The sequence below is a fragment of the Sphingomonas sp. DMC6 genome (assembly GCF_056314225.1).
In genome coordinates, this window is the sequence record NZ_JBQUYT010000001.1 from 311,857 (window position 1) to 335,505 (window position 23,649).

General features: G+C 64.3%; 22 protein-coding genes and 1 tRNA gene. 18 read left to right on the plus strand and 5 right to left on the minus strand.

Translation table 11 applies throughout. The features are described 5' to 3' along the window. Positions 1 to 85: 85 nt before the first annotated feature. From ACT53M_RS01325 to alaS, 3 genes are read left to right on the plus strand one after another with little or no spacing between them, the layout of a single operon-like run. Complete coding sequence (locus ACT53M_RS01325; RefSeq protein ID WP_476231564.1) at positions 86 to 1,339, plus strand: M24 family metallopeptidase; 1,254 nt, start codon at positions 86 to 88, stop codon at positions 1,337 to 1,339. A 34-nt stretch (positions 1,340 to 1,373) separates the two neighbouring features. Beyond that, a complete protein-coding gene (locus ACT53M_RS01330) occupies positions 1,374 to 1,886 on the plus strand; it encodes a site-2 protease family protein (RefSeq protein ID WP_476230941.1) in 513 nt (170 codons plus the stop codon). A gap of 57 nt (positions 1,887 to 1,943) precedes the next feature. Next, complete coding sequence (gene alaS / locus ACT53M_RS01335) at positions 1,944 to 4,595, plus strand: alanine--tRNA ligase (protein ID WP_476230943.1); 2,652 nt, start codon at positions 1,944 to 1,946, stop codon at positions 4,593 to 4,595. Between the two features lie 12 nt (positions 4,596 to 4,607). On the opposite strand, the gene ACT53M_RS01340 is transcribed toward alaS, so the two are convergent. The 4 genes from ACT53M_RS01340 to ACT53M_RS01355 form a co-directional block, all read right to left on the minus strand. Then, positions 4,608 to 5,126 (minus strand): hypothetical protein, encoded by a 519-nt coding sequence (locus ACT53M_RS01340; protein WP_476230944.1) that lies wholly within the window; start codon positions 5,124 to 5,126, stop codon positions 4,608 to 4,610. 2 nt (positions 5,127 to 5,128) lie between these two features. Further along, positions 5,129 to 6,916 (minus strand): cation:proton antiporter domain-containing protein, encoded by a 1,788-nt coding sequence (locus ACT53M_RS01345; protein WP_476230946.1) that lies wholly within the window; start codon positions 6,914 to 6,916, stop codon positions 5,129 to 5,131. A gap of 203 nt (positions 6,917 to 7,119) precedes the next feature. Continuing rightward, positions 7,120 to 8,340, minus strand: a complete 1,221-nt coding sequence (locus ACT53M_RS01350; RefSeq protein ID WP_476227854.1) for an NADP-dependent isocitrate dehydrogenase — start codon at positions 8,338 to 8,340, stop codon at positions 7,120 to 7,122. 100 nt (positions 8,341 to 8,440) lie between these two features. Beyond that, entirely contained in the window at positions 8,441 to 9,064 is a 624-nt protein-coding gene (locus ACT53M_RS01355; protein WP_476230948.1) for a class I SAM-dependent methyltransferase, read from the minus strand. Between the two features lie 191 nt (positions 9,065 to 9,255). On the opposite strand from ACT53M_RS01355, the gene ACT53M_RS01360 reads away from it, so the two are divergent. The 15 genes from ACT53M_RS01360 to ACT53M_RS01430 all read left to right on the plus strand — a co-directional run bounded on the left by ACT53M_RS01360 (position 9,256) and on the right by ACT53M_RS01430 (position 23,439). Then, positions 9,256 to 9,984: a phosphatidylserine decarboxylase gene (locus ACT53M_RS01360; RefSeq protein WP_476230950.1), complete on the plus strand. Its 729-nt coding sequence runs from the start codon at positions 9,256 to 9,258 to the stop codon at positions 9,982 to 9,984. Continuing rightward, a complete protein-coding gene (gene pssA / locus ACT53M_RS01365; RefSeq protein ID WP_476230952.1) occupies positions 9,981 to 10,790 on the plus strand; it encodes a CDP-diacylglycerol--serine O-phosphatidyltransferase in 810 nt (269 codons plus the stop codon). The genes ACT53M_RS01360 and pssA overlap by 4 nt, the downstream gene beginning before the upstream one ends. Before the next feature lie 418 nt (positions 10,791 to 11,208). Further along, positions 11,209 to 11,982, plus strand: coding sequence for a 30S ribosomal protein S2 (rpsB, locus tag ACT53M_RS01370; protein WP_476230954.1), 774 nt, complete (start codon positions 11,209 to 11,211; stop codon positions 11,980 to 11,982). A gap of 83 nt (positions 11,983 to 12,065) precedes the next feature. Further along, a complete protein-coding gene (gene tsf / locus ACT53M_RS01375) occupies positions 12,066 to 12,995 on the plus strand; it encodes a translation elongation factor Ts (protein WP_476230955.1) in 930 nt (309 codons plus the stop codon). Between the two features lie 117 nt (positions 12,996 to 13,112). Beyond that, entirely contained in the window at positions 13,113 to 13,841 is a 729-nt protein-coding gene (gene pyrH, locus ACT53M_RS01380; RefSeq protein ID WP_476230956.1) for a UMP kinase, read from the plus strand. 33 nt (positions 13,842 to 13,874) lie between these two features. Further along, on the plus strand, positions 13,875 to 14,432 hold the full coding sequence (frr, locus tag ACT53M_RS01385) for a ribosome recycling factor (protein WP_476230957.1): 558 nt from the start codon (positions 13,875 to 13,877) through the stop codon (positions 14,430 to 14,432). Positions 14,433 to 14,468: 36 nt separating this feature from the next. Continuing rightward, the gene (locus ACT53M_RS01390; protein ID WP_476230958.1) at positions 14,469 to 15,209 is read left to right on the plus strand and encodes an isoprenyl transferase; all 741 of its coding nucleotides are present in this window, start codon (positions 14,469 to 14,471) and stop codon (positions 15,207 to 15,209) included. After that, positions 15,206 to 16,009 carry a phosphatidate cytidylyltransferase gene (locus tag ACT53M_RS01395; protein ID WP_476230959.1) on the plus strand — a complete coding sequence of 268 codons (804 nt, stop codon included), beginning with the start codon at positions 15,206 to 15,208 and terminating at the stop codon, positions 16,007 to 16,009. The genes ACT53M_RS01390 and ACT53M_RS01395 overlap by 4 nt, the downstream gene beginning before the upstream one ends. Continuing rightward, positions 16,003 to 17,163, plus strand: coding sequence for a 1-deoxy-D-xylulose-5-phosphate reductoisomerase (locus ACT53M_RS01400; protein ID WP_476230960.1), 1,161 nt, complete (start codon positions 16,003 to 16,005; stop codon positions 17,161 to 17,163). Before ACT53M_RS01395 ends, ACT53M_RS01400 begins: the two co-directional genes overlap by 7 nt. Then, complete coding sequence (locus ACT53M_RS01405) at positions 17,160 to 18,293, plus strand: M50 family metallopeptidase (RefSeq protein ID WP_476230961.1); 1,134 nt, start codon at positions 17,160 to 17,162, stop codon at positions 18,291 to 18,293. Before ACT53M_RS01400 ends, ACT53M_RS01405 begins: the two co-directional genes overlap by 4 nt. A gap of 67 nt (positions 18,294 to 18,360) precedes the next feature. After that, the gene (bamA, locus tag ACT53M_RS01410; RefSeq protein ID WP_476230962.1) at positions 18,361 to 21,105 is read left to right on the plus strand and encodes an outer membrane protein assembly factor BamA; all 2,745 of its coding nucleotides are present in this window, start codon (positions 18,361 to 18,363) and stop codon (positions 21,103 to 21,105) included. After that, a complete protein-coding gene (locus ACT53M_RS01415; RefSeq protein WP_476230964.1) occupies positions 21,105 to 21,848 on the plus strand; it encodes an OmpH family outer membrane protein in 744 nt (247 codons plus the stop codon). The genes bamA and ACT53M_RS01415 overlap by 1 nt, the downstream gene beginning before the upstream one ends. Next, positions 21,845 to 22,321, plus strand: coding sequence for a 3-hydroxyacyl-ACP dehydratase FabZ (fabZ, locus tag ACT53M_RS01420; protein WP_476230966.1), 477 nt, complete (start codon positions 21,845 to 21,847; stop codon positions 22,319 to 22,321). Before ACT53M_RS01415 ends, fabZ begins: the two co-directional genes overlap by 4 nt. 103 nt (positions 22,322 to 22,424) lie before the next feature. Continuing rightward, positions 22,425 to 22,655: a 50S ribosomal protein L31 gene (rpmE, locus tag ACT53M_RS01425; protein ID WP_476227999.1), complete on the plus strand. Its 231-nt coding sequence runs from the start codon at positions 22,425 to 22,427 to the stop codon at positions 22,653 to 22,655. 274 nt (positions 22,656 to 22,929) lie between these two features. After that, positions 22,930 to 23,439 (plus strand): hypothetical protein, encoded by a 510-nt coding sequence (locus ACT53M_RS01430; RefSeq protein WP_476230968.1) that lies wholly within the window; start codon positions 22,930 to 22,932, stop codon positions 23,437 to 23,439. Positions 23,440 to 23,448: 9 nt separating this feature from the next. On the opposite strand, the gene ACT53M_RS01435 is transcribed toward ACT53M_RS01430, so the two are convergent. After that, positions 23,449 to 23,538: transfer RNA gene (locus ACT53M_RS01435), tRNA-Ser, on the minus strand. Positions 23,539 to 23,649 lie beyond the last annotated feature (111 nt).

The following is a 23,649-nucleotide window of genomic DNA, read 5'->3' on the forward strand; positions in this document are numbered from 1 at the left end:
CGCGGCGGACGAAGGGCGAAGCTCTTGCTGTCACACCCTTATTCCCTCTACCCAGGCAGCCGGTTCGACATGGGGGCGTGGCATGATGGCATGGGGAATGACGCGGCGGCATCTGCTGGGCGGCATGGCGGCAATGCCGTTGCTGGGCGTACCGCCAATCGTCCGCGCCGCCGAGCCCGATCTTGCCGGGCTGCAGGACATGACCGGCGGCGCCCGCCCGATCGGCCCCGAGGAACGCCGCGCCCGTCTGGTGAAGGCGCAGGCGCTGATGAAAGCCGCCGGAATCGGCGCGGTGCTGATCGAGCCGGGTGCGAGCCTCGTCTATTTCACCGGCATCCGCTGGGGGCGCAGTGAGCGGCTGACTGTTGCGGTGCTTCCGGTCGAAGGCGAGCCGTGCATTGTCACGCCCTTTTTCGAGGAGCCGCGCACGCGCGAGACGCTGGCGATCCCGGCGGAGGTGCGGGTTTGGCAGGAGGATGAAGATCCGCTCGAGACGGTCGCGGGCTTCCTGCGCGACCGGAAGCTGGCCGGATTTCCGGTGGGTATAGAGGAGACGGTGCGCTATTTTGCGGTTGACGGGCTCCAGAGGAACGGGCTGCGCGTAGCCTCCGCCAACCCGGTCGTGCGAGGCTGCCGGATGGTCAAGAGCCCGGCCGAACTGGCGCTGATGCAGCTCGCAACCGATATCACTATTGCGGCCTATCGCTTTGTTTATCCTCGCGTTGAAAAGGGGATGCGTCAGCGCGGCGTTGCAGCATTGATGGACGCGGCGACGCGCAAGCTGGGCGGCGAGCCCGAGTTTAGCATGGTGCTGGTCGGGGAGGGGGCTGCCTATCCGCACGGCACGAAAACGCCTTCGCCCGTCGCCGACGGGGCGGTCGTGCTGATGGACTGCGGCTGCAACGTGATGGGCTATCAGTCCGATATTTCGCGCACCTTCGTCCATGGCATGGCAAGCGCGGCGCAGCGCAAGGTTTGGGACCAGGTGGCGAAGGGCCAGCAGATCGCCTTCGCCGCCGCACAGCTTGGCGCTCCGGCGGGCCGCGTCGACGATGCCGTGCGCGGCTATTATGCGTCGCTCGGCTATGGCCCCGACTACAAGTTGCCGGGCCTGTCGCACCGTACCGGCCACGGCATTGGCCTCGATGGGCACGAGCCGGTCAATCTGGTGCGCGGGGAAAAGACGAAACTGGCACCCGGCATGTGCTTTTCGAACGAGCCTGGCATCTACATCCCCGGCAGCTTCGGCGTGCGGCTTGAGGACTGTTTCCACATGACCGAGGCGGGGCCGAAATGGTTCAGCGAACCGCCGCGGTCGATCGATGCGCCAATGGGCTGAGCGCATGGTGATGCGTCGTCTTGCCGGCATACTGGTGCTGATCGTCGCCATCGGCGTCGGCACCACTCTATCATCGATATTCCCCGGCGACTCCGGCTTGCTGCCGCGAATTTGCGTCGATCTCGCGCTGCTGTTCGTCACCATTCTGGTGCACGAGCTTGGTCACGCGGCAATGGCGGCTTGGCTCGGCGCACAGGTGCGGACAATCGCGGTGCTGCCGCTCGAATATGGCGTTGCCCGCGGCAAGATCCGGCTGCGCTGGCGTATGGGGCGCGGCGATCTCGGCGGTTATGTCAGTTACACGCTCGACGCGATCAACGCCCGCCGCAAGCATGGGCTGATCGCGCTGGCTGGGCCCGTGGCCAATATCGCGCTGGCAGTTGTGGCGGCTGCGGTTGCCGGCGAGTGGGGCAGCGTGATTGCGTGGGCGCTGGCCTTGCAGTCCGCTGGGCTGGCCATCGCGAACCTGGTTCCGTTCGAGGGGGGCGACGGCGCCAGCGTCCTGAAATGGCTTTCGCCGAAACCGAGGCGCGATGTGGCGCGATAGCCGGCCATCGATGTGTTTCGCTTGAGCGAAACGCATCGAGCCCTTAAGTCGGCGGCCATGACGTCGACCAATGATATCCGCCGCTCGTTTCTCGACTATTTCGAGGGCCAGGGCCATGCCCGCGTCCCCAGCGCGCCGCTGGTGCCGCACAACGATCCCACGCTGATGTTCGTGAACGCCGGCATGGTGCCGTTCAAGAATGTGTTCACCGGCCTGGAATCGCGCCCTTACAGCACCGCGACCAGCAGCCAGAAGTGCGTGCGCGCGGGCGGCAAGCACAACGATCTCGACAATGTCGGCTACACCGCCCGGCACCACACCTTCTTCGAGATGCTCGGCAATTTCTCGTTCGGCGATTATTTCAAGGAACAGGCGATCACCCATGCCTGGACCCTTCTCACCAAAGTGTGGGGCATTCCCGCCGAGAAGCTGACCGTCACGGTGTACCACACCGACGATCAGGCTTTCGACCTGTGGAAGAAGATCGCGGGCCTGCCCGATCACAAGATTATCCGCATCCCGACCAAGGACAATTTCTGGGCAATGGGCGCGGATGGCCCCTGTGGCCCCTGCTCGGAAATCTTCTACGATCATGGCGAGCATATCTATGGTGGCCCGCCGGGATCGCCCGAGGAGGATGGCGACCGCTTCGTCGAAATCTGGAACCTCGTCTTCATGCAGTTCGTGCAAGAAAATGACCAGATTATCGGCGACCTGCCGCGGCCGAGCATCGACACCGGCATGGGGCTGGAGCGCATCGCCGCCGTGCTCCAGGGCGTCCACAACAATTACGACACCGACACTTTCCGCGCGCTGATCGACCAGTCGGCTGCGCTTACCGCTACCGCTGCGGATGGCGAGCAGGCCGCAAGCCACCGGGTGATCGCGGACCACCTGCGTTCCTCGGGCTTCCTCGTTGCAGACGGCGTGCTGCCGGCCAATGAGGGCCGCGGCTATGTGCTCCGCCGCATCATGCGCCGCGCGATGCGCCATGCGCACCTGCTGGGCGCCAAGGATCCGCTGATGCACCGGCTGGTGCCCTCGCTGGTCGCCGAAATGGGTGCTGCTTACCCCGAGCTCGTCCGCGCGCAGCCGCTGATCGAAGCGACGCTGCTGCAGGAGGAAACCCGCTTCCGCCAGACGCTCGCCAACGGCCTGCGGCTGCTCGACGAGGCAACCCAGGGGCTGAAGGCCGGCGACACGCTGCCGGGCGCGACCGCGTTCAAGCTCTACGACACTTATGGCTTCCCCTATGACCTGACCGAGGACGCGCTGCGCGCCAACGAGATCGGCGTCGATCGTGCCGGCTTCGACGCGGCGATGGCCGAACAGAAGCGCGCCGCGCGCGCTGCCTGGAAGGGGTCGGGCGAGAAGGCTTCGGAGGAACTCTGGTACGATCTCGCCGACGAGCTCGGCGGCACCGAGTTCACCGGTTATGTCGGCACCGAGGGCGAAGGCCAGGTGGTCGCGCTGGTGAAGGATGGCGCGCGCGTCGAGAGGGCGACAGCTGGTGACACGGTTACGATTCTGACCAACCAGACGCCTTTCTACGGCGAAAGTGGCGGCCAGATGGGCGATGCGGGCGTCATTTCGAACGATAAGCTGCGCGCGCTCGTTGACGATACGTCGAAACCGCTCGGTCGCCTCCACGCGCACCACGCCAAGATCGAGAGCGGCGAAGTCGCGGTTGGCGACGCAGTGCATCTGTCTGTCGATGTCGAGCGTCGCGATCAGGTCCGTGCGAACCACTCGGCGACGCACCTGCTGCACGCCGCGCTCCGCAAGCGGCTCGGCACCCATGTCAGCCAGAAGGGCAGCCTTGTGGCGCCCGAGCGGCTGCGCTTCGACTTCTCGCACCCCTCGGCGCTTACGCCGGCCGAAATCGCCGACATCGAAGCCGATGTGAATGCACAGATTCGCCATAACGGCGTGGTCGAGACCCGGCTGATGACGCCGGACGATGCCATTGCGGCCGGCGCCATGGCGCTATTCGGCGAGAAATACGGCGACGAGGTCCGAGTGTTGTCGATGGGCCGCGGCGAGGATGCGTCTTACTCCGTCGAACTGTGCGGTGGTACGCACGTCAACGCCACAGGTGACATCGCGGTCTTCAAGATCATCTCGGAAAGCGCCGTATCCTCAGGTGTGCGTCGCATCGAGGCGCTGACCGGCGAAGGCGCGCGCCAGTGGCTCAACGCGCGCGACGAGCGGCTGCGCGAAGCGGCCGCCGCGCTCAAGACGTCCCCCGACGACGTGCCGGCGCGCGTGGCCGCGCTGGTGGAAGAGCGTCGCAAGCTCGAGCGTGAACTGGCCGAGGCGAAAAAGGCACTGGCACTCGGCGGCGGGGCAGGCGCTGCGCCGGCTGGTCCGGAGCAGGTGAACGGCATCAACTTCGTCGGTCAGGTGCTTGACGGTCTGGAGGCCAAGGCGCTGCGCGGCGCGGTCGACGAGGCCAAGGCGCGGATCGGCAGCGGCGTCGTCGCGCTGGTCGCCGTCAACGAAGGCCGCGCCTCGGTCGCGGTCGGCGTCACCGATGGCATTGGCGTCAGCGCGGTCGATCTGGTGAAGGTTGCCGTCGCGGTGCTTGGCGGTCAGGGGGGCGGCGGCCGTCCGGACATGGCGCAGGGCGGAGGCCCGGACGGGACCAGCGGCGCGGAAGCGCTCGCGGCCGTGAAGGCGGCGCTGGCGGAAAGCCCGGTCGCCGCCTGAGAAGGCAGGGGATCAGCCCGGGGCGTAACCGTCCTCCGGGATCACCCATATCGCGTTCTGGCCCATTTCCGGGTGGAGCACGCCATCGATGGTTACGTTGACGGTCATGCCGTCGCCCGTAGGCACGTCGCGATAGCAGCGTTCGTGCCCGGCCAGCGGCTGAAGTGCCAGCATCAGCTTACTACGAGTGCTTGATGCCGCAACAGGGGCCAGCGGCGCACCGGCACTGCTCAGCTTACCGGCGTTGAAATCGGCCGGCCGGATGCGGCTGCACACCGCACCATCGCGGACCTGGCCGAAGGTTGTGTATTCGAGCACGATAGTCGGCTCGCGACTGACGATGCCCGTCACCAGCGCATCGAAGCTGCCATCGCCGCGCGGCGTATAGCGGACGATGGTATTGCAGGTGCGGTTGGTGCGATCCGGATCCACGCAGCGAATCCGCCCGGCCTTGGCAGGCGCCAGCGGGTCTGCGGCCGTGTCCGATTGGACGGCGGAAAGCAGCGCAAGGGCGAAGGGGAAGAACATCATTTTCAGGCCTTTGTCTGTTCGGCGGTCTGGTTCAGGCGTGACCGGTTCAGGCGGGGCTCGCGCTCGATTCCGGCCGCTTCCTTGATCGCGCGCCGCATCTCATCGCGCTTCTCGTGGATCGACGCAATCACCGGGCCGACGGCGATGCCGACATCGACCAGCAGCGCTTCGGACAGTTGCAACGAACTTTCCAGCGTCTCTGGCACGGCATCGGTTGCGCCCGCCTTGTAGAGTTCGGCTGCATGGGTCGCGTCGCGAGCACGGGCGATGATCGGCAAATGCGGTACCCAGCCGCGCACACGCTTGGTCAGCCGCACGGTCAGCACCGGATCGTCCATGGTCAAAACCAGCGCCTTGGCGCGGCCGAGCTGGAGCTGGTCGACCAGCTCGCTGCGTGTCACATCGCCGAACAGCACGTGAAAGCCGTCACGGCGCGCCCGGGTCACATTGTCGATGTCTGCGTCAACACCGACATAAGGTTTGCCGTGCCTTCGCAGCATGTCTGCCACGGTGCGGCCGACCCGGCCGAAGCCGATGACGACCGTGCCACCTTCAACCTGTGCCACTTCCTGCTCCGTGATATCCTCGGCGCGCTGGCCCTCGATCAGCCGGGCGATCATCTCCCCCGCCTTGGCCAGCAGCGGCGTGGCCGTGAGGCCAATTGCTGTTACGGCGGACCAGAAGGCAGTGGTGGCGGGCGCGATCAACCCGGCCGCACCCGCGACGCCCAGCACGATCAGCGTCGTTTCGGAAGGGCTGGCCATCAGCACGCCGGTTTCTGCCGCGGTTCCCATCCGCGCACCGGAAAGCCGCAGCAGCAAGGTCGTGACGCCGACCTTGACCACCATCACCAGCAAGCTTGCGCCGAGCAGCGCCGCCCAGTTGAGAACCACAAAGCCGAGGTTGAGCCGCATGCCGACGGTGAGCAGGAAGACGCCCAGTGCGAGGCCCTTGAACGGCGCGGTGATGGCTTCGACTTCACCGTGATATTCGGTCTCGGCAATCAGCAGTCCGGCGATAAGGGCGCCGACGATCGGGGACAGACCCGCGGCCGTGGTCGCAAGGCTGGCGACGATCACCACCAGCAGGCTGGCCGCCAGGAATAGTTCGGGGCTTTTGGTGCGCGCGGCCTGGGCGAACATGCGGGGCAGGATCATCCTTCCGCCCAGGAACAGCAGCGCAACTGTGGCGATACCCACCCCCAGGGTGGTGAGCAGACCCGTCACGCCCGCACCGCTGGCTGAAGGGCCCAGCGCACCGAGCAGGAAGATGATCGGTACCAGCGCAAGATCTTCGAACAACAGCATCGCGAACGCCGCGCGTCCGACCGCGCTGGTGGTACCGGCGATCGGGATCACGAGCGCGGTCGAGGACAGCGCGAGCGCAAGCCCGAGGCCGATCGCGCCGCCCGTACTCAAACCGGTCAGATAGAGCAGGGCGGCAAGTATCAGCCCGGCGCCGAAGAGTTCGGCGGCGCCTACGCCAAACACCAGCGTGCGCATCGTCCAGAGCCGCCGGAACGACAGCTCCAGCCCGATCGAGAACAATAGAAGGATTATGCCGAATTCGGCAAAGGGTTCGATCGCGTGCGCGTCGGAGATGGTGAGATAATAGAGCCACGGCGCCTTGCTGACGAGGCTACCAAGCCCGAACGGCCCGACCAGCGCGCCAACCAGAATGAAACCGATCACCGGGCTGATGCGGAAGCGGGCAAAGGCGGGGATAACCAGGCCTGCAGCGCCCAGAATGACCAGCGTATCGCTGAAGCCGTGGTTGGACAGGTTCAGCATGGCTGGATGCCTGGCAAACAGGCGCTTTGGTCAGCATTTTGAAGGAAGGAAGGCCGATGGCCGGCGGCGAGGGGAAGGCGCTCGGTCATGGTATAAGGGCAGCACGCGGGGCCCGAAGATGCAAGGGAAAAGGCTGCCTTGCCCGCTATTTCGTGATGAAGCGATGGGGAGCCGTGCGGCTCCCCATGCTTTGCAGGCGAAGCTTACTTCCAGCTGCCCATTGCGGTTTCGAGGTTGACGCGGATCGCCTCGAAGAACTGTTCGGTCGTCATCCAAGCCTGATCCGGGCCGATCAGCAGCGCCAGATCCTTCGTCATCTTTCCGCTTTCGACGGTTTCGATGCACACCTTTTCCAGCGTCTCGGCAAAGCGGGTCACCTCGGGGGTGTTATCGAACTTGCCGCGATACTTGAGGCCGCCCGTCCAGGCGAAGATCGACGCAATCGGGTTGGTCGAGGTGGCCTTGCCCTGCTGGTGCTGACGGTAGTGGCGGGTGACGGTGCCGTGGGCAGCTTCCGCCTCGATCGTCTTGCCGTCCGGGGTCATCAACACCGAGGTCATCAGGCCCAGCGAGCCGAAGCCCTGCGCGACCTGATCCGACTGGACGTCGCCGTCATAGTTCTTGCACGCCCAGACGAACTCGCCGTGCCACTTGAGCGCGGAGGCGACCATGTCGTCGATCAGGCGGTGCTGATATTCGATGCCGGCCGCCTTGTACTGCTCGGCGAACTCGGCCTCGAACACTTCCTGGAAAATGTCCTTGAAGCGACCGTCATACGCCTTGAGGATGGTGTTCTTCGTCGACAGATAGAGCGGCCAGCCGCGGCCGAGCGCATAGTTCATCGAAGCGCGGGCGAAATCACGGATCGATTCGTCGAGATTGTACATGCCCATCGCGACACCGGCGTTGGGGAAGTTGAACACTTCCTCCTCGATCGTTTCGCCATTCTCGCCTTCCCACTTCATGGTCAGCTTGCCCTTGCCGGGCACCTTGAAGTCGGTCGCCTTGTACTGGTCGCCGAATGCGTGACGGCCGACGACGATCGGCTTGGTCCAACCGGGAATCAGGCGCGGTACGTTCGAGATCACGATCGGCTCGCGGAAGATCACGCCGCCCAGGATATTGCGGATCGTGCCGTTCGGTGACTTCCACATCTTCTTGAGGTTGAATTCTTCGACGCGCTGCTCGTCAGGAGTGATCGTCGCGCACTTCACGCCGACGCCATATTGCTTGATCGCGTTCGCCGAATCGATCGTGATCTGGTCGTTGGTCTCGTCGCGCTTCTGGACCGAAAGATCGTAATATTTGAGGTCGATGTCGAGATACGGGAGGATCAGGCGCTCACGGATCCATTCCCAGATGATCCGCGTCATTTCGTCGCCGTCGATCTCCACGACGGGCGTTGCTACCTTGATCTTCGCCATAAGCTCGCTTTCCTGAGACAGTGGTTTTGGCGAGCGTCTAGGGGCAAGGGCGGGGGGGATCAAGCGCCTGCTGAGAGGAGGCGCTTGATCCCCCGTTCTATTACCGCTTCCACGCCCACCAGAGCTGGGCCGGCGGCAGGTTCCACCATTCGATCGCGTGGTCGATCTCATCCCAATGGGGGGTCAGGAAGTGCCGGACACTGGGGTTGTACTGGTAGACGAGAAACGCCCCGCCCGGCCGCAGTATCGCGTGGGTGGCTTGGGCGATCGCGTCGCCAACCCCTTCGGGAAGGGTGGAAAAGGGGAGGCCGGAGGCAATGAAGTCCGCATGGACAAAGCCATTGTCGAGCACGATCTTCTGAACGTCGGCGGCAGAGCCGAGTACAGCCACGAAGCGTGGATCGTCGATCGTCTGACGCAGATAGCGGATGAAGTCGGGGTTGGTGTCGATCGCAATCAGTCTGGCGTCGGGACCGAGATGGTCGAGGATCGGGCGCGTGAAGGTGCCCACGCCGGGGCCATATTCAACAAATAGCCGGGTATTTGCCCAATCTACCTTCCCAAGCATGCGGCGGATCAACCGGTCTGAGGACTGAGTCACCGCCCCGACCATCACTGGCCGTTTCAGGAATTGCTGGAGAAAGAACATCCAGGGGGAGGGGGCGTCTGCAGGGCGGGTGCGGCGATGGCTGCGTCGCTTCGCGGCGGCGGTTGGAAAAGGCATCGGCATCCTTACGATTGTTACAAACAGGCGGCAGCGCTGCGCAAAATCCAACGAACATGCAAGCGGCGCGGTTGCATGGCACATCGGAGTGCGAAAAATTCTGCGGAAAACTGCGTGCGGCGGAGGCCGGCAGCCTGATACGGAACGGCTCGGTCTAGGAAATGAAGGCCGAGGGCGCTAGACCGGGCCGTATGACGTCGCTCGACAAGCCCCCGCTCGGAACCACCACTGTGAAGTGGCGCTTCCCGGACATCCACCCGGAAGGCCGCAAATATGTCCTAATCGCCGCTACGATCACTCTCGCCAGCCTGTGGGTCTGGGATTTCATCACCTGGCCGTTGGTGTTCCTCACGCTTGGCGTCGCCGCCTTCTTTCGCGACCCAGTGCGTGTCACACCGGTTGGCGAGGGGCTGATCGTCTCGCCTGCCGACGGTCTGGTCACGATGATCGAGCGTGTGCCGCTGCCGCCCGAACTGGCGGGCCCGCATGCGCTGGGCGACGAGCCGATGGTGCGTGTGTCGATTTTCATGAGCGTGTTCGACGTGCATGTGAACCGCACGCCGATCACCGGAACGATCCGCCACGTCATCTATATCTCCGGCAAGTTCATGAACGCCGACCTCGACAAGGCGAGCGACGAGAATGAGCGCCAGCACATGGTGGTTGAGGACAAGAACGGCCTGCGCGTGGGCTTCACCCAGATCGCCGGGCTGATCGCACGCCGGATTGTCAGCTTCGTGAAGCCGGGCGATCTCGTGGTAGCCGGACAGCGGGTCGGGCTTATCCGCTTCGGCAGCCGCGTAGATGTGTTCATCCCCGAAGGCTATGGCTGCCAGGTTGCACTGGGGCAGCGCGCAGTGGCGGGGGAGACGGTGATAGCATGCCGCAACGCACCGAACGTCGCCGGCGTCGCGCAATGATCACAACTCGCCCGCGCCCCGGGCGCGGGATACCGCTGCGAGCGGTGTTGCCGAACACGGTGACGGCGCTTGCGCTGTGCTCGGGCCTGACCGGCATTCGCTTCGCCATTCTCGGCAATTGGGAAGCGGCGGTACTGATGGTGCTGGCCGCAGCCGTGCTCGATGGCATCGACGGGCGTATCGCCCGGCTGGTTCGCGCCGAAAGCCGCTTCGGTGCCGAGCTGGACAGCCTGTCCGATGCCATTTCTTTCGGTGTGGCACCGGCCCTGATCCTCTATCTCTGGTCGCTCCAAACGCTCGGACGTTTCGGTTGGCTTATCGCGCTCCTGCATGCATTGTTCTGTGCGCTGCGCCTTGCCCGCTTCAACGCCCAAATCGACCTGGAACATCAGCCGCACAAATCTGCCGGTTTCCTGACGGGGGTGCCCGCGCCGGCCGGTGCCGCGCTTGCCCTCACACCGCTCTATCTCTGGTTGTGGACGGGCGAGGACGCGATCCGGGCTCCGGTGCTGATTGCGGCGTGGACCGCGTTCATTGCTGTGCTGATGGTTTCCAGCGTCGCCACATTCGGCCCCGCCATCCGGTTGCGGAGCCGGGTGCGGTTTGAGGCGATCGTTATCCTTGTCGGGCTGGTTGCGGCGCTCGTATCCGCGCCCTGGACGACGCTGGCGATTCTCACTTTGGCCTATCTGGCGTCGATCCCGTTCAGCATGCGTGCCTATCGCCGGGTCAGGCGGCTGCGCGCTGCGGCTGGGGGCGACGCAGCGGCACCCGGGCCGGCACCGCGCGAACCCGAACACGACTGAACTGCGGCACCGCTGCGCTCGGCGCATTTGGGGCGGTAAACAGTTCGGCGAAGCGATGGCGCTGAGCGGCGATGCTCGTCACCAGCGTCCAGAGGGCGAGCCCGAAAGCCGCGCCGAAGAGCAATCCGATAGCGATCCCAGTCATCTTTCGGCTCCCAACCACACGCCACCATTGGCGAGAATTCAATATTCTCAAACCGTTAGCGTGATATGCTGTTCCATGTGCGTGTTGTGAGCCCTTTATGTTCCATTAACGTTCCTGCGTCAAGCGGTGTTCTGAAAATGTTCTGGGCTTGCGCAGCTTTGGCAATTCGAGTAAGCGCGCCCCCTCAACCCCGCATGGGAAGCACCATAACCCGGTGTCCGGCGCTGTCCGGATGTCCGCTTCCCAGAGGATCAACCGGAAGGAGATATCCCTATGGCGGCACCTGTCGTCACCATGCAGCAGCTGCTCGAATCGGGCGCGCATTTCGGCCACCAGACGCATCGCTGGAACCCGAAGATGAAGCCCTACATCTTCGGCGAACGCAACGGCGTTCACATCATCGACCTGTCGCAGACTGTACCGCTGTTCGCCCGTGCGCTCGAGTTCGTCAGCTCGACCGTTGCTGCTGGCGGCAAGGTTCTGTTCGTCGGCACCAAGCGTCAGGCGCAGGAACCGGTTGCCGAAGCCGCGCGTCGTGCCGGCCAGCATTTCGTTAACCATCGCTGGCTGGGCGGCATGCTCACCAACTGGAAGACCATCAGCCAGTCGATCAAGCGCCTCAAGACGCTGGAAGAGCAGCTTTCGGGCGACACGCACGGCCTGACCAAGAAGGAAGTGCTGCAGCTGACCCGCGAGCGCGACAAGCTGGAGCTGTCGCTGGGCGGCATCCGCGACATGGGTGGTATTCCGGACATCATGTTCGTCATCGACGCGAACAAGGAAGAGCTGGCGATCAAGGAGGCCAACACGCTGGGCATCCCCGTCGTCGCGATCCTCGATTCGAACGTGTCGCCGGACGGCATCGCATTCCCGGTTCCGGGCAATGACGACGCCAGCCGCGCGATCCGCCTGTATTGCGAAGCCATTGCGATCGCCGCGACCCGCGGTGGCCATGAAGCGCTGGCGCAGCAGGGCTATGACTTCGGTGCCGCCGAACAGCCGCCGGTCGAGGAAGCTGTCGAGGCTGAGCGCCAGATCGACGCCTGATCGCCTGCGTCATCGAACCGTAATCGGGGCGGGGCAGGGCGATACGCACTGCTCCGCCCGAATTTTAGCTGAGGAATAGGAAAATGGCCGAGATCACTGCAGCCGCCGTCAAGGAGCTCCGCGAAAAGAGCGGTGCCGGCATGATGGATTGCAAGAAGGCGCTCTCCGAGACCAATGGCGACATGGAAGCCGCTGCCGACTGGCTGCGCGCCAAGGGCCTCGCCGCTGCCGCCAAGAAGTCGAGCCGCACCGCTGCCGAAGGCTTGGTCGGCCTGGCCGTTGCGGGCACCAAGGGTGTTGCCGTCGAAGTCAACTCGCAGACCGACTTCGTCGCGAAGAACGAGATCTTCCAGAACTTCGTCCGCGAGGCGACCGCGCTGGCCCTCGAAGCCGGTGACGACATCGCGACGATCAAGGCCGCGAAGATGGCCTCGGGCCAGACCGTTGACGAGACGCTGACCGCGAACATCGCCACCATCGGCGAGAATCAGGTGTTGCGTCGCGCCAAGAAGGTCGAAGTCGCTAACGGCGCGGTGATTCCGTACGTCCACAATGCTGCGGCTCCGGGTCTCGGCAAGATCGGCGTGCTCGTCGCGCTCGAGTCGGACGCTGGTGTCGACGTGCTCGAGCCGCTGGGCAAGCAGCTTGCGATGCACATCGCGGCTGCCTTCCCGCTGGCGCTCGACGAGAGCGGCCTGGATCAGGACGTGCTCGCCCGCGAACGCGCGATCGCTGCCGAAAAGGCGGCCGAGAGCGGCAAGCCGGCCGAGATCATCGAGAAGATGGTCGACGGCGCAGTGAAGAAGTTCGCGAAGGAAAACGCGCTGCTCAGCCAGCTCTTCGTGATGGACGGCAAGACCCCCGTGTCCGACGTCATCGCCAAGGCGGCGAAGGACTCGGGTTCGGCGATCGTGCTGAAGGACTATGTCCGCTTCCAGCTCGGCGAAGGCATCGAGAAGGAAGAGAGCGACTTCGCTGCCGAAGTGGCGGCGACTGCCGGTCTCACCAAGTAACAAGGCGCCGGGGCGGGCCGTCTGCACGGCTTTTCCCCGGCATCTCCGCTTGTTCGCGCGGCGCGGCACCTCTAAGGTCCGCGCCGCTTCGTTATCTGCCCCGTACCAAAGGTTGCCATGACCGCTCCCCGATTCCGCCGCATCCTCCTCAAACTGTCGGGCGAGGTCCTGATGGGGCAGGGCCAGTTCGGGATCGATCCCGCCACCTGCGAGCGGGTTGCGCTGGAAGTGAAGGAAGCCAAGGACAGCGGCCTGGAAATCTGCATGGTGGTCGGCGGTGGCAACATCTTTCGGGGCCTGGCCGGGGCGGCGCAGGGGTTCGACCGGGCAAGCGCCGACTATATGGGCATGCTGGCGACGGTGATGAACGCGCTGGCGATGCAGAATGCGCTTGAAAAGGTGGGCGTCGATACCCGCGTCCAGTCCGCCATTCCGATGGCCAGCGTGTGTGAACCCTATATCCGCCGCCGCGCAGAGCGACACATGGAAAAGGGCCGCGTGGTGTTGTTTGCCGCGGGTACCGGCCTGCCGTTCTTCACCACCGACACCACGGCTGCGCTGCGCGCCGCCGAAATGAATTGCGATGCGCTGTTCAAGGGCACTTCGGTCGATGGCGTGTACGACGCCGATCCCAAAAAGGTGCCGACTGCGACGCGCTATGAAACGCTGAGCTACGACCGCGTCCTTGCCGACAATCTGAAGGTAATGGACGCCTCTGCCGTGGCCTTGTGTCGCGACAATCATATTCCGATCGTGGTGTTCAACATCCGGGGCGAGGGCAACCTTGCTTCGGTGCTGCGGGGCGAGGGTACTTCCACCATCGTCCAGAGCCAGAACGCCGCCTGAACCCTTTCGCAAGACTGAAAAGGAGAGCCGACAATGGCCGCTTACGACAAGGCTGATCTCGAACGCCGCATGGCCGGTGCCGTCGAATCGCTGAAGCACGATCTCACCGGTCTGCGCACCGGTCGCGCCTCGACCTCGCTGCTCGATCCGGTGACGGTCGAGGTCTATGGCGCACATATGCCTATCACGCAGGTGGCGACGGTTTCGGCGCCCGAGCCGCGCCTGCTTTCGGTGCAGGTTTGGGACAAGTCGAATGTCGGCCCGGTCGACAAGGCGATCCGTTCGGCCGGTCTGGGTCTCAACCCGATTGTCGACGGTCAGACGCTGCGCCTGCCGATCCCGGACCTGACCGAGGAGCGCCGCAAGGAACTGGCCAAGCTCGCCGGCCAATATGCCGAAAAGGCCCGCATCGCCGTTCGCAACGTGCGTCGCGACGGCATGGACAGCCTGAAGACCGATGAGAAGAAGGGCGTGTTCGGCGAGGATGAGCGCAAGCGTCATGAGACCGAAGTCCAGAAGCTGACCGACGCGACCATTGCCGACATCGATGCGGCAGCGGCGGCGAAGGAAAAGGAAATCCTCGGCAAGTGATGCACGGGGGTGTTCCCGTGATCGCCGGCAAGGCGCATGCGCGTGGCTGCTAGGCCTGCGCACGTGGCGGGCGACGGCGCGCCGCCGCCGCGCCATGTCGCCATCATCATGGACGGCAATGGCCGCTGGGCGAAAAAGCGGCTGCTGCCGCGGATCGCCGGGCATCGTCAGGGCGTGGAAGCGGTGCGGCGAGTCAGCCGCGCCGCGCGGACGCTCGGCATCGAAGTGTTGACGCTCTACGCCTTTTCGTCGGAAAACTGGCGGCGGCCCGAAGACGAGGTCCGCGACCTAATGGGGCTGCTGCGCCATTTTCTGGCGAGTGAGCTGGACGAACTGGTGAGCGAAGGCGTGCGCCTGCGCGTGATCGGTGACTGGCGACGGCTTTCCCCCGATCTTGTCGCGATGATCGATGCCGCAGTGGCGCGCACCGCCGACAATCCCGGTCCGACGCTGGTGATTGCGCTCAACTACGGCGCGCAGGCGGAAATATTGTCGGCGGTTCGCAGTCTTGCCGAACAGGCACGCGACGGCACGCTCGATCCGGCAACGATCGACGAACTGCGATTCGAGAATGAACTTGAGACGGCGGGGCTGCCGCCCCTCGACCTGTTGATCCGGACCTCGGGCGAGCAGCGGCTGTCGAACTTCCTGCTGTGGCAGGCGGCCTATGCCGAATTATTGTTCGTTGACACGCTGTGGCCAGACTTCACTGAACGTACGCTGGCCGATGCGCTGGCGCAGTTCGGGCGGCGGCATCGCCGCTTCGGTGGGTTGTGAGCAAGACGTCCGATCTCAAGACGCGGCTGATCGTCGGGCTGGCGCTGGTCGCGCTGGCGTTGGCGGCGCTATGGGCCGGCGGTTTCGGCTTCTGGCTGGTCATCTGTGTGGCGGCGATCCTGATGGTCGGCGAATGGGCCGGGCTGATGCACGCCTCCGCGCGTGAGACGCGGCTCAGCCAATATGTACTGACGGTACCGCTGGCTATCCTCTGCCCGTTGGCGGCAGGCGTAGGCTTCTTCGCGCTTGGCCTGATCGTCGGCGCCTTCTTCTTCCTTGCCATCGTCACCCGCAATGCGAAGCTGGCGGCGGGACAGCTTTATGTCGGCATCCCCGTATTCGCGCTGCTGCTGCTGCGTTCGCACCCGAACGGATTTGTCATCACGCTGTGGAGCATGGCTATCGTCTGGGCGTGTGACACCGGCGCCTATTTCGCCGGTCGGGCGATCGGCGGGCCGAAACTGGCACCGGCGATCAGTCCCAACAAGACCTGGGCGGGGCTGGGCGGTGGCGTGGCGGCTTCTGTGCTGTTTACCTGGGCCTTTACTGCGTCGGTTCCGGCACTCGGCATGGCGACGCCGATGCTGCTGATGGCGCCGGTGCTGGCGGTTCTTTCCCAGATCGGCGATCTGTTCGAGAGCCATTTGAAGCGGGTGGCCGGCGTGAAGGATTCGGGCACGTTGCTGCCGGGCCATGGCGGTATTCTCGACCGGCTGGACGGGCTGGTATTCGCGGCTCCGGCTGCGGGACTGTTTTTCGCGCTGTACCATTGGGCGGCGCTGGGAGGTTTCTGGTGGTGAAACGCATCACCGTCCTGGGGGCGACAGGATCGGTGGGAAGCTCGACGCTGGATCTGATCGAGCGCAATGCCGAGCAGTTCGAAGTCGTCGCGCTGACTGCCAATAGTGACGTGGAAAAGCTTGCTGCCGCCGCACTGAGGACGCGCGCGCGTTGCGCCGTAGTGGCGGACGAGCGCCGCCTGCCGGACTTGCGCGAGCGGCTGGCCGGTTCCGGCATTGCGGCGCTGGGCGGGCCGGATGCGGTGTGCGAGGCGGCACGGATGGGCGCCGACTGGACCATGGCCGCGATCGTCGGCACTGCCGGGCTGAAGCCGGTGATGGCAGCGCTCGAAGGCGGCGGTACTGTCGCGCTGGCCAACAAGGAATCGCTGGTATCTGCCGGCGAGGTGATGATGGCGGCGGCGCAGGTGCACGGCACGACGCTGTTGCCGGTCGATTCCGAACATAATGCCGTGTTCCAGTGCCTCGACCGCACGGCGCCGAAGGGCGTTCGGCGGATCATTCTCACGGCCAGCGGCGGCCCGTTCCGCGAAACGCCGCTGGAAGCGATGGGCAGCATCACGCCGGCGCAAGCGGTGGCGCACCCCAACTGGTCGATGGGCGCCAAGATATCGGTCGATTCGGCGACGATGATGAACAAAGGGCTCGAACTGATCGAGGCCTTTCATCTGTTCCCCGTGCGCGCGGAGCAGCTCGGCGTGCTGGTCCATGCCCAGTCGGTCGTGCATTCGATGGTCGAATATGTCGACGGGTCGGTGCTGGCGCAGCTCGGTACGCCTGACATGCGCACGCCTATCGCCTATGCGCTCGCCTGGCCCGAACGGATGGAGACGCCCTGCGCGCCGCTCGATCTGGCGGCGGTGGGGCGGCTGGACTTTGCTGATCCCGATTTCACGCGCTTTCCGGCGCTCAAGCTCGCCTTTGAAGTGCTGGCAGCCGGCGGTGCCCATCCTGCGATCCTGAATGCGGCCAATGAAGTTGCGGTTGCAGCTTTCCTTGCCGGACGGCTCCGGTTTCTTGAAATTGCCGCAATCTCTGCCGATACGCTTGCACGCTATGACCCGGCCGCTCCGGATACGCTCGACGCCGTACTGGCCATCGACGAAGAAGCGCGGCGCTATGCGGTCGAGCGAGTGAAGGACTGCGTCGTTTGATCGAGACTCCCGGCATCCTGCTCACCGTTCTGGCGTTCGCGCTGGTGATCGGGCCGCTCGTTTTTCTGCACGAGTTGGGGCATTATCTCGCCGGACGGCTGTTCGGTGTGAAAGCCGAGGAATTTTCGATCGGCTTCGGCCGTGAAGTCGCTGGCTTTACCGATCGTCGCGGCACGCGCTGGAAATTCGGCTGGCTGCCGCTGGGCGGGTATGTCCGCTTCGCCGGCGACATGAACCCGGCGAGCCAGCCTTCGCCCGAATGGCTGCAACTGCCGCCGCATGAGCGTGCGCGGACCTTCCAGGCAAAGCCGCTCTGGCAACGCGCGATCATCGTCGCAGCGGGGCCGATCGCCAATTTCATCATCGCCATCCTGATCCTGTCGGCTTTTGCGCTCGCCTTCGGGCAGAACCGCACGCCCAGCGTGGTGGGCGGGGTGGCGCCGAACAGCGCCGCCGCGGCGGCAGGGCTGCAGACCGGGGACCGGATCGTCTCGCTCGGCGGCCGTCCTGTCGAGACGTTCGGCGATATGGTGCAATATACCCAGCTTCGTCCGGGTGAACCGGTGCGGATCGTCTATGTTCGTGGCGGCGCTGAGGCTTCGGCCGATACAGTGATCGGCGTTCGGACCGAGCAGGACCGATTCGGCAACCGGCTCCGCATCGGCGTGCTGGGCATTGCGGCCGGTGCGCCGGTCTATGAGCCGGTCAGCCCGCTTGAAGCACCGCTGGTCGGTCTGCGCATGACCGGCGAGATCGTCCAGAGAACGCTCGACGGGCTGGGGCAGATCATCAGCGGTCGGCGCTCGGTTTCCGAACTGGGCGGGCCGTTACGGATCGCGCAGGTTTCCGGCGAGCGGCTCGCGATGGGTCCGACCGAATTCGTGTTCCTGATTGCCCTGATTTCAATTAATCTGGGGTTCATCAATCTGTTGCCAGTCCCGGTTCTGGATGGCGGGCATCTGTTGTTCTACGCAGTCGAAGCGGTCCGCCGGCGCCCGGTGGAACCGCGTGTGATGGAGTGGGCGTTCCGTGGCGGCATGCTTGCGATTCTCGCGCTTATGCTGCTGGTGACGCTGAACGATCTGGGCGCATTCGGTGTGTGGAGAAAACTGGCCGGCTTGCACGGCTGAAGGGGTTCGGGCAGGGGCGATACGCGCCTGTGCTGACCGGCATGAATTGGATTCCGACTGGGGTGGGATGGTGACTGCGATCAAGGCAAGCAATTTCGGCGCGCGGGCGACTGCCTCGCTTCTGGCGGGGACGATCCTGTCGGGTATCGCGGCGCCGGCGGACGCGCAGACGACTGCTCCGGCGGCCGGCGCCAAGCCGCAGGCGGCCGTGGCCGCTCCGGCCGTGCCACAGGCGGTGGTGCGGACGGTAAAGTCTATCCGCGTCGAAGGGTCGCAGCGCATCGAGCCGGAAACGGTGCTCAGCTATACGCGCCTGCGCGTCGGCGACAGCTATACGCCCGAGACGATCGACCAGACCATCAAGGAACTGATGGCGTCCGAGCTACTCGCCTATGTGACGGTCGAGGGCGTCGAGAGCGGTGATCTGGTGATCCGCATTCGCGAAAGTCCGGTGATCAACCGCGTTGTCTTCGAAGGCAACAAGCGGCTGAAGCAGGACAAGATCGACAAGGAAATCAAGCTCAAGCCGCGCCAGATCTTCACCCGCACGGCGGTGCGGGCGGATATCGCCCGTATCCTCGAACTTTATCGCCGCCAGGGCCGTTTTGCGGCGACGGTCGAACCAAAGATGGTCAGCCTCGACCAGAACCGCGTCGACGTGATCTTTGAAGTGCATGAGGGGCCGAAGTCGAAGGTCCGTCAGATCAATATCATCGGCAACCAGGTCTTCTCCGACAAGAAGCTGCGCGCGCAGATGTACACCAAGGTGGCGAGCTTTGCGCATTTGCTCAGCTCGAACACCTCCTATGACCAGGACCGCCTGACCGCCGACCAGTCCAAGCTGCGTCAGTTCTATCTGACCAACGGCTATGCCGATTTCCGCGTGATTTCGGCCGTGGCCGAGCTGACGCCGGACAAGAAGGACTTCATCATCACTTATGTGATCGAGGAAGGCCCCCGGTACAAATTCGGTCCGGTCACCGTCGACAGCGCGATCCGCGACTTCGACGACAAGAAGCTCGCTTCGGCGCTGTCGATCAAGCAAGGTCAGTGGTATAACGCCAAGGCTGTCGAGGATACGGTCGAGCAGCTGACCGAAACCGCTGGCCTGTTCGGCTATGCCTTTGCCGATGTGCGGCCCGAGTTCCAGCGTGACAAGGACACGCTGACCATGGGGCTGAACTTCCACATCGGGGAGGCGAACCGCACCTATATCGAACGCATCAACATCACCGGCAACCGCCAGACGCAGGACAAGGTGATCCGCCGCGAAATGCGCGTGGCGGAAGGGGATGCGTTCAACACCTTCCTGGTGAAACGGTCGCAGGACCGCATCAACAGCCTTGGCTATTTCCAGGACAAGTTCGAGATCGAGCGCAAGGAAGGTTCCGCGCCCGACCGCATCGTGCTCAACGCCAATGTCGAGGAAAAGCCGAACGGCGAACTGACTCTTTCGGCAGGCTTTTCGAGCCTTGAGCGGTTCCTGCTGCAGGCGTCGATCCGTCAGCGCAACTTCCGCGGGATGGGCCAGACGATCGGCCTTTCGGCGGACTATTCGAGCTATTCGAAGTCGGTCGAGGCGAGCTTCACCGAACCCTATCTGTTCGACAGCAACATCGCGCTGGGTGGCACGATCTTCCGCCGCGATTACAATGCGTTCAACTATCTGGGTACGACGCGCAACACCACCTATCGGCAGGTATCGACCGGCTTCCAGGTGGTCGCGGCGTTGCCGATGACCGAATACTGGACACTGTCCGGGCGTTATTATCTCGCCAAGGACAATGTGACGCTCGATCAGAACACTTTCTACACCAACGGCCAGTGCGATCCGTTCAAGGCGGGCCGCTATTATTGCGAAGCAGTGGGCAACCGCCTGACCTCGCTGGTCGGCCTGTCGCTGATCTATGACAGCCTCAACAGCCGTATTCGGCCGACGCGCGGCCAGCGCCTGTCGTTCAATGCCGATGTCGCCGGCCTGGGCGGCGACGTCCATTACCTGCGCGGCAAGGTGAATGCCGACAAATATTGGGGCCTTGGCAAGGGTTTCGTCTTCTCGCTGAGCGGTGAGGGTGGCTATATCAAGAGCCTGGACGGCAACGATATTCGTATCACCGACCGCTTCATGCTGGGCGAACCGCAGTTCCGCGGCTTCGATATTCGCGGCGTGGGGCCGCGCGTGCAGCGCTACAGCTTCACCGGCGACCCGACCGCGGGCACGCAGATGCTCAATACGAACAAAGACCAGATCATCGACGACGCGCTGGGCGGCAAGGCCTATTACCTGACCAAGGCGGAGCTGGAACTGCCGCTGGGTTCCGGCGCGGCCGAACTGGGCCTGCGTCCGTCGATCTATGTGATGGCCGGTTCGTTGTTTGGCATTCGTCGGCCTGCGACCAATACCTTTTTCACCCAGGCGACTGACTCGAACGGCAAGCCGCTGTTCAACAAGGATGGCTCGCCGACGCTTCTGACCAAGCTCACGCCCCAGTTCGATTCGACCGGCGCACCGCTCTACATCGTCAGTTCCGGCCCCTCGGCCAATCTGGCGACGCACTGCAAGGTCGGTTATGCGGCGGGCGCCACCGATCCGTGCGTCGGCACGTCCGTCAACACGGCATATGTCATTCCGACGTCACCTTTCTACGAAATCTATCGCGACAGCACGGCCTCGCCGCGCATTACCGTAGGCTTCGGGGTGAACTGGAATTCGCCGTTCGGCCCGCTGCGTATCGACGTCGCAAAGGCGTTGGTGTCGCAGCCGGGCGACGACAAGAAGCTTGTTACTTTCAACGTAGGGACTCAATTCTGATGATGACCAAGCGTATTTTCGCGGCGGCGCTCGCAGCTTCCGCGTCGATCGTCGCCGTCGCGCCGGCGCACGCCCAGGTGGGCGGCATCGCGACGGTGAGCCAGATCGAGGTGCTCACCCGCTCCAAGGCGTTCACCACCGCCGAAAAGCAGATCGAAACCACCTTCAAGCCGGTGCAGGATCAGATCAAGGCGCGCCAGGAGAAGTTCCAGGCCGATGCCAAGGCGCTGATCGCCACCATCGACACCAACAAGGACGGCCAGGTTTCCGAGGAAGAGGAACAGGCAGCGGCTGCCCGCAAGGATCCGAACTACGCCAAGCTGCTGACGCTGCAGAACCAGGCGAATGAGGACATGCGCAAGCTGCAGATGCCGTCGATCCTGGCGGAACTGTTCGCGTTCGAAAAGGTGCTGGCGCTGTATGACGCGGCCCAGATCCAGGTCGTCAATGCCCGCAAGATCAACGTGATCCTGCAGCCGGAAGCGGTGCTCTACGCGCCCGACGCGATCGACATCAGCGACGCGGTGCTGGCCGAGGTGGACAAGACCCCGACCGTTTCGATCACCCCGCCGGCAGACTGGCGCCCGCAGCAGCGGACCGTGCAGTTCCAGCAGCAGGTCAATGAGCTGAAGCGTCGTGCGTACCAGAACGCGCTGGCGCAGGCCCAGGCGCAACAGCAGCAGGGCGCAGCCCCGGCCGCCAGCGCCGCCAAGCCCACGCCGGGCAAGCCCGAGCCGCGATGAGCGAGGGCGAGGCACGGGGCAATATCGGCCCGCTCGATATCGGGCGGGTGATGGCGGCGTTGCCCCACCGCTTTCCGATGCTGCTGGTTGACCGGGTCGAGGAACTGATCCTCGACCAGTCGATCGTCGCGGTGAAGGCCGTGACGATCAACGAAGCGTTCTTCCAGGGGCATTTCCCGGGCCGGCCGATCATGCCGGGCGTGCTGACGGTCGAGGCGCTGGCGCAGGCGGCCGGCGTCCTCGCGGTGGAGTCGCTCGGCCTCGCGGGTTCCGGCAAGCTCGTCTATTTCATGGCGATCGACGGAGTGAAGTTCCGCAGGCCGGTGGAACCCGGTGTGTTGCTGAAGCTGCACGTCGAATTCGTCCAGAAGCGCGCTCGCGTCTGCAAATTCGCGGGCAAGGCGACGATTGACGGTGAAGTGGCGGCGGAATGCGAATTCACTGCCATGATCGCCGATCCGCCGAGCGCCTGACGGCGACGACGATACACGCACAGGTTGCATGGCGCGCGTTGCTCTGCTAGGCGCGCGCGTCCGCTGCCGGTCGGAAACCGGTGGCTTTTTCAAGGAATTCGATGTGAAGCAGAATATCCACCCCGATTACCACATGATCAAGGTGCAGATGACCGACGGCACCGTGTTCGAAACCCGCTCCACCTGGGGCAAGGAAGGCGACACGATGCAGCTCGACATCGATCCGCTGGCGCACCCGGCCTGGACCGGCGGTTCGCAGCGTCTGCTCGATCAGGGTGGCCAGGTCGCGCGCTTCAACAAGCGTTTCGGCGGCCTTTCGCTCGGCAAGAAGTAATTTTATCGCGGGCGGGTTGCTTTAACTCGCCTTTAGCGCGCCCAGGCTAGTTTCTTTTCTGCGGGAGCAGGAAGGGGCGAGCTTGGGCGCGTCTATTATATCAGGGCCGGCGAATAGTGCGACGCCAGTGTCGGGTGAGTCCGGCGCGGTCTGTCCGACCGGCGTCTGTTTAACACCCCCTGCACGCATTTTCCCGCATCGTCGGCGTGGATCCGGTCTTGCACGTTATCGCCACCTGCGGCACTCTGTCGGTCCAACAGGCCGGGGAACGGCAATGGTTCGGGCAACGTGCGCGGTTATCCTGTTATGTTGCGTGCCGCTGCGAGCCGCGGCGGCTGACCGTATTGGGTCTGCGCATGACAGCGCGGCGCATGGCGATGCCGATCCGGCAACCACCGCGGCTGCCTCGACCGACACCGCCAAGATCGGGACTGCGTCCGCTGCGGCGCGGTGGCGCGTCGTTACGCTGCGCACTGCCGCCTTCGATCTGCGCACGGTCGATCGCCAGGCTTGGTCGGCACCCGTCGACAGGGACCTGACGCTCCATCACAGCGAAGCGGTGCCGGTCGAGGCACACCCTCAAGAGGCTGGTCTCGTCGAGGTTCGTGACAGTGCTCGCCAGGCAGTCGACGCAACGCTGGCAGACCACGCGCGCACCGGCCCGCCGCCGAGTGCGCTGGATGCGCTGCTGGTGCTCCATCTGGATGGCCAGCCGCATCGCCTGCCCATCGGCCTTGGCGGCGGTGTCGCCGGCGCGGTGTGGGAAGCAAGCGCCAACCGCTGAGGTGGCGAGTGGCGGAGAGGGTGGGATTCGAACCCACGGTGAGCTTCCACCCACGGCGGTTTTCAAGACCGCTGCCTTAAACCACTCGGCCACCTCTCCGGATTCGGCCTCGCTAGTCGGTGTCGGGCGGCGGATCAATCCGGATGATGCTGCCGTCTGGCCGATTGTCGCGCAATTTCGTCGTTTTCCGCCTCGCGCGGGGTTTTCGTG